The 8,074-nt window shown below is 47.3% G+C and carries 7 protein-coding genes; 1 reads left to right on the top strand and 6 read right to left on the bottom strand.

Features of this window, described 5'->3' with window-relative positions:
* Positions 1 to 56: 56 nt before the first annotated feature.
* From CLOSYM_RS14015 to htpG, 3 genes are all read right to left on the bottom strand, one after another.
* Positions 57 to 1,226: an amidohydrolase family protein gene (locus CLOSYM_RS14015; protein WP_021642604.1), complete on the bottom strand. Its 1,170-nt coding sequence runs from the start codon at positions 1,224 to 1,226 to the stop codon at positions 57 to 59.
* 52 nt (positions 1,227 to 1,278) lie between these two features.
* Positions 1,279 to 2,550 (bottom strand): SLC13 family permease, encoded by a 1,272-nt coding sequence (locus tag CLOSYM_RS14010; RefSeq protein WP_021642603.1) that lies wholly within the window; start codon positions 2,548 to 2,550, stop codon positions 1,279 to 1,281.
* Between the two features lie 227 nt (positions 2,551 to 2,777).
* The gene (htpG, locus tag CLOSYM_RS14005) at positions 2,778 to 4,784 is read right to left on the bottom strand and encodes a molecular chaperone HtpG (protein ID WP_021642602.1); all 2,007 of its coding nucleotides are present in this window, start codon (positions 4,782 to 4,784) and stop codon (positions 2,778 to 2,780) included.
* A gap of 348 nt (positions 4,785 to 5,132) precedes the next feature.
* Between htpG and CLOSYM_RS14000 the strand changes: the two genes are divergently transcribed.
* Positions 5,133 to 6,293: a M14 family zinc carboxypeptidase gene (locus tag CLOSYM_RS14000; protein WP_003501181.1), complete on the top strand. Its 1,161-nt coding sequence runs from the start codon at positions 5,133 to 5,135 to the stop codon at positions 6,291 to 6,293.
* Between the two features lie 172 nt (positions 6,294 to 6,465).
* On the opposite strand, the gene CLOSYM_RS13995 is transcribed toward CLOSYM_RS14000, so the two are convergent.
* The 3 genes from CLOSYM_RS13995 to CLOSYM_RS13990 are packed head-to-tail and all read right to left on the bottom strand — an operon-like array spanning position 6,466 to position 7,928.
* A complete protein-coding gene (locus CLOSYM_RS13995; RefSeq protein ID WP_021642600.1) occupies positions 6,466 to 7,230 on the bottom strand; it encodes a hypothetical protein in 765 nt (254 codons plus the stop codon).
* A 25-nt stretch (positions 7,231 to 7,255) separates the two neighbouring features.
* Positions 7,256 to 7,423 carry a DUF6783 domain-containing protein gene (locus CLOSYM_RS24100; RefSeq protein WP_334291433.1) on the bottom strand — a complete coding sequence of 56 codons (168 nt, stop codon included), beginning with the start codon at positions 7,421 to 7,423 and terminating at the stop codon, positions 7,256 to 7,258.
* A gap of 7 nt (positions 7,424 to 7,430) precedes the next feature.
* Entirely contained in the window at positions 7,431 to 7,928 is a 498-nt protein-coding gene (locus CLOSYM_RS13990) for a DUF5721 family protein (RefSeq protein ID WP_003501177.1), read from the bottom strand.
* Positions 7,929 to 8,074 lie beyond the last annotated feature (146 nt).

The following is an 8,074-nucleotide window of genomic DNA, read 5'->3' as shown; positions in this document are numbered from 1 at the left end:
CTGGCCGTTCCGGCGGCGTCCTCACCTGCTTAACAGGGCTACCAAGTACTACAGAGTCATAACCGCTTTTTTCTCAGGGGAATATCCCCCTGCAGGTATACGATTTTACCATTCAGCGCCGTCATGACGGGAACAAGAAGAGACGTCCCCTTCCTGACGTTACCGTCGGAATCTGAAAATTCCACATCCTGTTCACAGACTTTGAGAATTGTAAGATCCGCGCTCCTCCCCTTTTTAAGAATACCTGCCTGCTTCTCCATGCCGAGACAGCGGGCGGGAGTCCGCGTTACCGAATCAAATACACGGTGCAGAGGCATTCCCATGTTCCAAAACTTGGACATAACAAACGCCAAATCCTTCATGGCAGGTGTGTTGGCAAATGTGGCCGCCGTGGCGTCACTGCTTATGATGTCGGGATAAACCCCGTCTCTCACCGCCTGCTGTGCCACCTCAAAATTAAAGTTCATCCGGCCGTTTCCCACTTCCAGGATGACGCCGCGTTTCTGTGCCTTTTTAAATGCCTCCTGTACGCCGCCGTCTTCCTTTAGAATCGTCATCCCTTTATTGTGGTACATATGGCTGTATATATCTCCCGGACGCAGGCGGCTGACAATCTCCTCCGCCCGGACCGGCGGATCCGTTGTGTGGACACAGACCGGGAGCTTCCAGCGCTCCCCCAGTTCCAGGGCATGCTCCAAAGGTGCAATCCCCAAATCCCCCACAATCGATCGGCTGATTCTGACTTTGATACCTCTGATTTCATCGGCATATTTCGTGATTAATTCCTCCATCAGCCCTTCTTTAACAGCCGCCCTGTCCAGAGGCTCAGAAATTCCGGCTCCCGGCTGCCCAACCGGCGAAAGGTTCAAAAAGCTCCTGATATTGATTGTCCGGGGCAGGATATCCGTCAGGCGGAATGCTTCATATCCGGCACAGCCGGCTGTTCCCATGTCTACGGCCATCGTCACACCGGATGACAGCAGGAGATCTCCGTTTAAACCGAATCCGCTTCCCTTGGTATATAAATGTGTATGGAAATCAATCAATCCCGGCAGGATATAAGCGCCGCCCGCATCCAGCAGAATTTCAGCCGCTGTATCTGCACGCTCACCTGTTAATGGTTCGGACATTCCCTGTATCCTTCCCTTTTCAATCCAGACCGCACACTTTGTCTCCCGGCCTGTGTCCAAGTCAACGGCCACCGCATTATTAATCAGTAAATCCATGTTCCCCTCCCTCAGCTTCCGGCCCGAACCGCTAGGCCCTGCCGATTCTTCTTTAAATATAAAGCGGCCAGATCATTGGTATTATAAGTATGCACGCAATCAGAAATACGACCGCCATCCCGATATTGCTCTTCAGGTAATCCGAGAACTTGTACCCTCCATATGCATAAATCAGATTGGCCGGGGGACACGCAATCGGTGATAAAATCGACATAGTTGAAGCAATACAAAGCACCATCAGCAGAGCAGACGGGAATACTCCAATCGTCTGTGCAATCGCAATGATAATCGGCATCAGCAGGGTGATCGTGACAACGTTAGACATAAACTGTGTCATAACGCAAGTCAGAATAAAAATAACAATGGTTATGTAATACACATTTGTAGAACCGCCGATAATGCGTATCAGCATATCGGCCATAATCTGTGCGGCACCGGTATTCTTAAGCGCTGTAGCCAGAGGCGTCATACCGCCGAGCAGAATTACGGTCTTGATGCTGATAAGCTGATATGCCTGCTTCTCCGTAAAAATCCCAAAAAGCACGTCGGCAACCGCACCCATGATTGCCACCATATAAGATGGTATGCCTGTCCTGTCCTCAAAAATCATTCCTACAAATACACAGAGCAGGATTACCACGGAGACCACCTGTTTCCATCTGGGTACATCCTTCGGCGCCTTTTCCGTAAAAATCTGGCTTTCATCATTGTATATCTTGATATCCGGCAGAAATTTATAACCGATAAAATACATATACAAAAGCATTATGACGGTAAGGGGAATGCCGATTTTCGAAATCTCAAAGAATCCAAACGGCTGTCCCAGTTCTTTAATCTGATCCCCAATCAGCACATTAACCGCCGCATCGCCGACCAGCGTCAGCCTGCCGCCGGCCATAGCTCCCAGAAACGCGGACATAAGAAGCTTAGAACGTGAAAAACTGGTCGTCGCCGTGATTCCGATAATAATCGGAATAAATACTGCCACCGTACCGGAATTGCTCAGTCCGGCCGACATAATCGTGGATAAAATCATTATCGCCATAATCATCTGGCGTTCCGTTTTTGCATATTTAGTTACAATCGAAGCAATTTTGTCACATACTCCCGTTTCAAACAGAGCGCTGCCGACAATCACCACGCCGATTAACATCAGAATCGTCGTGCTGGCAAATCCGCTTACCGCCTCCTTCGGCGTAACCAGGCCCGTCAGTACCAGGGCACACAGTGTCAGCATAACCGTCATATTGACCGGTATCTTTTCAAGCAGAAAAGATATAACCGCAAGGATTAAAATAATTATTGTCAGTGTGGATGGTTCCATATTTCCCCCTCATTTCTTTAGTCTGCAAAGGATGCGGCCCCCATGGCCGGCCTCTGTCCTTTGCTTTTTTTGATGGTTCAATTGTACGTGATCCAATCCACAAAATCCAACAACACATTTTGTAAGTTTTGACAAAATAATATTGTTAAAAAACAAATCAGGCGGGAAACATTCCCGGCCGGATTATTCTCCCGCCTGGAACGATTCCCGCCTGAAGTTACGGAATGTTATTTAGCCAGCATTCCCATAATCTCATTGGTTCTTGCTATAAAGTTCGTCATTCTCTCCGGTGTCAGGGAACCATGGCTTAAGAGCGCCAGATCGTAAAGCTGTTCGCAAATCTTTGCCGTGTTTTCTCCCTCGCCGTGCTCTAAGACATATTGAACCAGATTGTTATTCGCATTCAGAATCAATACCTGTCCGCTTCCTCCGAACATGGACGGATCCATTCCGTACATGTTGTACATCTTCATCATTTCCTGCATACGGCGGGATTCCTCTGAAACCGTGATCATCGAGGAGATGGACTCATTTTTCAGCTTCTCCACTTTGACCTGAAGCTTATCGTCGCCGAGCGCCTTGCGGAATACCTCCGTCAGGGTTTCCTCCGTCTTCTTAAACGACTCCTTATCTTCCTCCGCCACTTCTTCCTTCATCGTCTCATTGACATCCGCGTCGATCCGGAAGAATTTCAGGTTCTCATGCTTCTGCTCCAGGCGGCCGATGAACGGATTATCAATATTATGCGGCAGGATAAGGGCATCCTGGCCCGACTCTTTGAACATATTGATGTACTGGCTCTGTTCTTTTTCGTCGGTCACATAGAAAATCTTATTTTCGTGGTTTTCTTCTTTGGCTCTTTCTTCGCAGTCTTTCAGCGTCAGATATTTGCCTTCCAGATTCTTGAAGATAATATACTCATCCATTTTGTCGGCAAACTTATCATCCTTGAGACAGCCGAATTTGATAAACGGAGCAATGTCATCCCAGTACTTCTCATATGTTTCACGATCGGTTTTACACATTCCGGACAGCTTATCGGCCACCTTCTTAGTGATATAATCAGAAATCTTCTTGACAAAACCGTCATTCTGAAGCGCGCTTCTCGATACGTTAAGCGGCAGATCCGGACAGTCGATTACCCCCTTTAAAAGCATCAGGAACTCCGGAATAACTTCCTTGATGTTGTCGGCGATAAACACCTGGTTATTGTACAGCTTAATCGTACCTTCCAGGCTCTCATATTCCATGTTGATCTTCGGGAAATAGAGAATTCCCTTTAAGTTAAACGGATAGTCCATGTTCAGATGGATCCAGAACAGCGGCTCTTTAAAGTCCATGAATACCTTGCGGTAAAATTCCTTGTATTCCTCCTCTGTGCATTCATTCGGATGCTTATTCCACAGCGGGTTAATATCATTCAGTGCCACCGGCCGCTTCAGAATTTTGTATTTCTCTGTCCGCGGGGAAATTTCAACGGTCTCTTTTGTCCCGTCTTCATTCTCCTTTTCCTCGGTCTTAGCCTCTTCGATTACAGTTTCTACAATTGTGTCCTTCTCAGTCAGCTCATCCTTCTCAATTGTCTCATACTGCGGCTCTGCCGACGCATTATCCAGGAAAATTTCTACCGGCATGAATGCACAGTACTTCTGGATTACTTCACGCGCCCTGTATTCATTACAGAACTCGTTGCTGTCTTCATTCAGATAAAGAGTAATCCTCGTACCATTGCCTGTCTTATCGCCTTCGTCCATGGCAAATTCCGTACCGCCCTCGGACTCCCAGTGAACTGGCTTAGCCCCTTCCTTATAGGACAGGGTGTCGATAACGACTCTGTCGGCTACCATGAATGCGGAATAAAAGCCCAGGCCGAAATGGCCGATAATCTGATCCTCATTGGCTTTATCCTTATACTTTTCCAGGAAATCCTGGGCCCCGGAAAATGCAATCTGGTTGATGTATTCTTCCACTTCCTCCGCTGTCATACCGATACCGTTATCTTCCACGGAAATCGTCTTCGCATTGGAATCCACCGTTACCTGAATCTTATACTCCAGCTCCTCCGGTTTTACAAATTCCCCCATCAGTTCCAGTTTTTTAAGCTTTGTGATTGCGTCACAGCCATTGGAAATTAATTCCCTGTAAAAGATATCATGATCCGAGTAGAGCCATTTCTTTATGATTGGGAAAATATTCTCGCTGTTGATTGATAAGCTGCCTGTCTTAGCTGCCATAATGAACACTCCTTTGCTATTCGTATATTTGTATTTCTTTTAATTAATTACTTTGTCATGCTCCGTGTAACCCGGGATGTGCGGTTGCGCACGGAAATTCCCCGCAAAATAGTGGCTTTGAACAGAAACTTCACCATTTCTCAGTCCACCGGGCATTTATTATTCTAATACCTCATGCCTCAGATGTCAATAGAAAATTAGCACTCATTTGAATTGAGTGCTAGTAATTTTAATTGCATTTCTTTTCCATTCCTTGCGTTTTTCTTTCAGTTTTTTCCAGCTCGTTGACATTCAAAGTCGGAACTTCTATAATGGTTAAGTCATACAAAATAAGGAGGACTCTCTAATATGAATCACAGAAAAAAACTACAGTGTTTTTTGAAAAAAAGCGCTGCTGTCGGATATATTTCGCTCTCACTGGCCTTTTCCAGTGTATTTGCGGGAATCGCTTATGCCGGTCCGGCTGATGATACCTCTCTGACGACTCCGTCTCCGGGTCCGGGAAGCGGGCCGGGAGCTGAGGTTCCGGTAGATAACAGCTACTACAACCAGCGCCTCTCCGATCCGGTTGTAAAACCGGTCGACAAGTACTCCTATGAACAGATGGAGTATGATATCAGCGCCCTCGCCGCCCGCTATGGGAACCGCATGACAATTAATGTCATCGGCCAGTCTCTCGACGGCAGGAATATTTATGATATCATAATCGGAAATCCGGCTGCGCCAAAAAAGATTCTGTTTCAGGGAGCCATCCATGCAAGAGAATATATTGTGGTTCCTCTTATGATGCAGCAGCTTGAATATATGCTTGCATTTTATGATACCGGAACCTATAATGACCAGCCGCTGTCTTCCGTACTGAATAATGTAGCCGTCCATTATATTCCAATGGCAAACCCTGACGGTGTCACATTGAGCCAGTTCGGCGAAAGCGCTATCCGCTCCGAAGAGCTGCGTCAGACCATCCAGAACTGCTATACACTGGATATCGCAGACGCCCGCACCGCCCTGAGCTATGAAGAATATCTGACCCGCTGGAAGAGCAATGCACGCGGCGTGGATCTGAATCATAACTTTGATGCCGGCTGGGATACGTTAAATCCGACACTGAACCATAATTCCTTTACGGACTATAAAGGGCCTTCCCCTCTGTCCGAGCCGGAATCACAGGCGCTGGCAAATCTGGCCCAGCAGAACGCATTCTCTGCCGTCATCAATTACCATGCAATGGGCAGAGTGCTTTACTGGGATACGGAAGGAAACCAGAAAGCGGCGGAATCATACGACATGGCACTGGCCGCGTCCGGGGTCACCGGCTATCAGGTACTCGCCAGCAAAGGCGTCGGCGGTTATAAAGACTGGCTCCAGAAAAAAGGAAATCCGGTTCCGGGCCTCACGATTGAGGTCGGCCGTTCCACCTGTCCGGTCGCATTTTCCGAATACCAGTCTATCTGGGATCAGAATAAGCAGATACCTGCTCTTTTCTGTAAATACATTATTACCCATTAAGGTGAAAGAGGGTGCTGCAGAACTGGATAATACCGGTTCTGCAGCACCCTCTTTCCGTATTACTCTTTCCTTATAAAAAGCAGGAATGCCGTAAGAGTTCAGACATCATGAACTGTTACGGCATCTCTTTATTAAAGGCGGTGACCTGTGCACGGAGCGTGCAGGTTATCGTTTAGTACGGTTTTACGGCTGCCATCACCGAAGCGGCAGCCTCTTTATATCCATCTGCGTAATCTGCAGTAAAAAGAATCAGGTAATCACCGGATATCCTGATATAATATTCCCTGCCTGTGCCTTCCGCAGTTTTACCGGATATTGCGGTATAAGTATTACCGTCTCCCAGTACGGCTCCCGCCTCTGTCTTCACGTCTCCGTATCCGGCAGTCCTGAGCAGGTTCACATAATAATCCACATAATTCTCAAGATTCCATCCATCCTGTTTTTTCATGAATCCCATATCAACCGTTGCCGCAGTCAGGGCCTCTCCCAGCGGGCTGACTCTGACTGTAAGCAACTCTTCATTCTTATCTTTATATGCAAACTTCGCCGGCGCCAAAAGCTCCAGACGGTATCCCAGCCACTCATTGGAATAACTGTGGTCTGTCAGTGTTCCGGCATTCCCGGCCTCATTCCCGTTGGCTCCGACGTTCCTCGACTGCACAACGCCGTCTACCACCCAGGACCCGTCCGGGTTAACCTGATGTCCGTCCGGTGTCTGCGTATTCCTCATCATATATCCATACTGGTCAAAATAATAGCATTCCGCAATCTGATCCTGATTGCCGTCCAGCCATTCCCAGCCGTTGGTGACAAATGTTTCATCGTCCCTCTGCCATCTCCAGCCCGACGGATCCTTCTGCCATCCCGCCGCATAAGCCGGAAAAGCCGTAGTCATACTGAACATCACCAATGCTGCCGCAAATAATTTTTTCTTCATATCGTTCTCCTTGTCTCAACTGATATTAAATCGTTTTAATAGATTGTGTCTGAAAATTGTTTTCCGTCAGATATGCGTCACACTTTGTGGGAGATTTGGCCCGAATGAGCGCGGCGTAGTGGGCTACGGTAAGCGAATTTGGGCCAAATATGCCGCGAAGTGAGGCGTGCAGATGGCGGGAATGGATTTTCATACAGGCTCTAGCCTTCCTCAAAAACAATTTCCTCTTTACGTAAAAATGCCTTTACTGAATCGTCCCATTCCCTCTCCAGCGATCTGTCCATTGTAAACTGATTCATGGAGAGTCCGGTGACACAGTATAAAACCTGATCCTCATACCTGATATTGATAAAAAGACCTCCGACCTGTTCCGGCAGCCAGGATGAATTTCTGTCCTTTAAAAACTTTTCCGTATTGTCCGGCGGTAATTTAAAAACAATTGCAAAGCTCTCCGGCAGCTTGCTGCCTTTGATTAATGAGAAGCAAAATGGACGCAGCGTCTTCCATGACGAGTAATTTTCAATTTTTCCCGCCTCCAGTTCCTCTTCGGAGTAATACCCCTGTCTCACCCTGCCGTCGATGGTGAAGCTGTTAAACGTAACGATACTGGCTTCCCTCACCAGAAAACGGTCGAATGTTTCCCCAATAAATAATTTTTTCGTAAATACTTTCATATCTTCAATTCGTAATGCAACCATAATTTCCCTCCATCCCCTCCATTCTGTGGCAGTTTCGCACTGTCCTATCCATTCTACCGCACCCTGGGAGTTCATGCAACGGATTTTCTCATTACTGTATGGAGATTAATTAAGAATGGAGGACGCGTCCGGAACGGACCATGTCC

Origin of the sequence: [Clostridium] symbiosum ATCC 14940, from assembly GCF_000466485.1 — a bacterium.
Taxonomy (GTDB): domain Bacteria; phylum Bacillota; class Clostridia; order Lachnospirales; family Lachnospiraceae; genus Otoolea; species Otoolea symbiosa.
Note: the sequence above shows the minus strand (reverse complement) of the source record. Positions and strands in the feature narration are given on the sequence as shown.

Coding starts and splice junctions, on each gene's coding strand:
- CLOSYM_RS13990 (WP_003501177.1), bottom strand. CDS start 7,928: ATGGTTGCATTACGAATTGAAGATATGAAAGTATTTACGAAAAAATTA.
- htpG (WP_021642602.1), bottom strand. CDS start 4,784: ATGGCAGCTAAGACAGGCAGCTTATCAATCAACAGCGAGAATATTTTC.
- CLOSYM_RS24100 (WP_334291433.1), bottom strand. CDS start 7,423: ATGAAAATCCATTCCCGCCATCTGCACGCCTCACTTCGCGGCATATTT.
- CLOSYM_RS14010 (WP_021642603.1), bottom strand. CDS start 2,550: ATGGAACCATCCACACTGACAATAATTATTTTAATCCTTGCGGTTATA.
- CLOSYM_RS13995 (WP_021642600.1), bottom strand. CDS start 7,230: ATGAAGAAAAAATTATTTGCGGCAGCATTGGTGATGTTCAGTATGACT.
- CLOSYM_RS14015 (WP_021642604.1), bottom strand. CDS start 1,226: ATGGATTTACTGATTAATAATGCGGTGGCCGTTGACTTGGACACAGGC.
- CLOSYM_RS14000 (WP_003501181.1), top strand. CDS start 5,133: ATGAATCACAGAAAAAAACTACAGTGTTTTTTGAAAAAAAGCGCTGCT.